Source organism: Streptomyces sp. NPDC055287, from assembly GCF_053646035.1.
In genome coordinates this window covers 1-1196 of the sequence record NZ_JBSHNE010000140.1, presented here as the reverse complement: position 1 = coordinate 1196, position 1196 = coordinate 1, and the positions used below count along the sequence as shown (strand labels likewise).

Annotated in this window: 1 protein-coding gene and 1 pseudogene; one reads left to right on the top strand and one right to left on the bottom strand. The window is 70.7% G+C overall.

What is annotated here, in order from left to right:
• Positions 1-179: DUF4235 domain-containing protein (locus ACWIHY_RS40395; protein ID WP_454381759.1), on the top strand; the 179-nt coding region annotated here is incomplete at its 5' end.
• Positions 180-661: 482 nt separating this feature from the next.
• Here ACWIHY_RS40395 and ACWIHY_RS40390 read toward each other — a convergent pair.
• Positions 662-745: pseudogene (locus ACWIHY_RS40390) on the bottom strand (transposase family protein); the annotation flags it as partial.
• Between the last annotated feature and the right edge of the window lie 451 nt (positions 746-1196).

Here is a 1196-nt window from a genome sequence, read left to right as displayed (position 1 = left end):
TCTGGAAAGTCATCGGCCACGACGAAGACGCCCCCGACGCCACCGACCAGGACCGCGGGTGGCAGGAGATCCTGCTCGCCGCCACCGTCCAAGGCGCGATCTTCGCCGCCGCCAAAGCCGCCCTCGACCGCGGCGGCGCCACCGCGGTGCAACGCCTGACCGGCACCTGGCCCGGCTAAACCCCGCCTACCAGCCACCACGTGGGTGCACCCGCCGCTCGGGAGTCAAAAGGGCAGCTCGGCGGCGGGCACACCTACAAGGGTGGCCCGCCCGCCCCAAACAATCCAGCGCACGCGCCCGGCCGAGCCCGCGCAGCACACGCCGACGACGCGCCCCTACCCCGGCGCTGTCCGGGGACCTGGCCTTTTGGGGGCGGTGGTGCACGATCCTGGAGACACGGAGATCGAGGTCCTGGTGGTGGCGGACTGATCGACAGCCTGGCCGAGGCTGAACGGTCCGGCATGACGGGCTCCCCGACGATTCTCGTCGACGGCCGACCAGTTCGCCGGGCGCCACTGCGTCGGTCGCCTTGCCGGCTCTACCGCACCCCGCACGGCCCGGCCGGTGCACCCGAGCTAGAAACAACTGCAGCAGGTGCTGACGAACGCCACCAGCACCAACTCCTGAACACGTCTGGGCTCCGGCGGACCATCCGCCGGAGCCCAGCAGCGAGCTGGGCGTAAGTGTCACCGCACCGCAGATGGGCCAGGGCGAGCAGGGCCTGACGGCTGACGGGCAGACGCCTGCGGAGGACTTCGACTGCTCAGCGCAAGCCAGACGGGCGGCACGAACCGTAGTTCCACGATCCCCCGATCAACGGACCACCGCACGTTCGGGCCGAAGCCGAAACTTTACGGCCGAAAAGCTCAGGGTTGAGGCTCTCCGGCCTGCGGGGGGGCTATGCGGTGATGCCCCCGCCCCGCCATACCCGACCAGGAGTCGTCGACACCGTCCTCGCCCGGTCCGCCGCGACGTCGGCATCGACACCATCATGGCCGTACGCCGCTACGCCCTCGCCGGCGTCCGCCGCGCCCTGGAAGGCTCCTGGCTCTGACCCCCAGCACCGCCCACCCAGGTGAACCCGGAACCGCCGCGCTTCACCTCACCGAGTCCGTGACCCGAGGTTCACCACCGCAGTTGACCCAGGCGACGCGTGCAACTCTGCGGGATTCCATCGCGCGCGTTCGGGGCCCCTA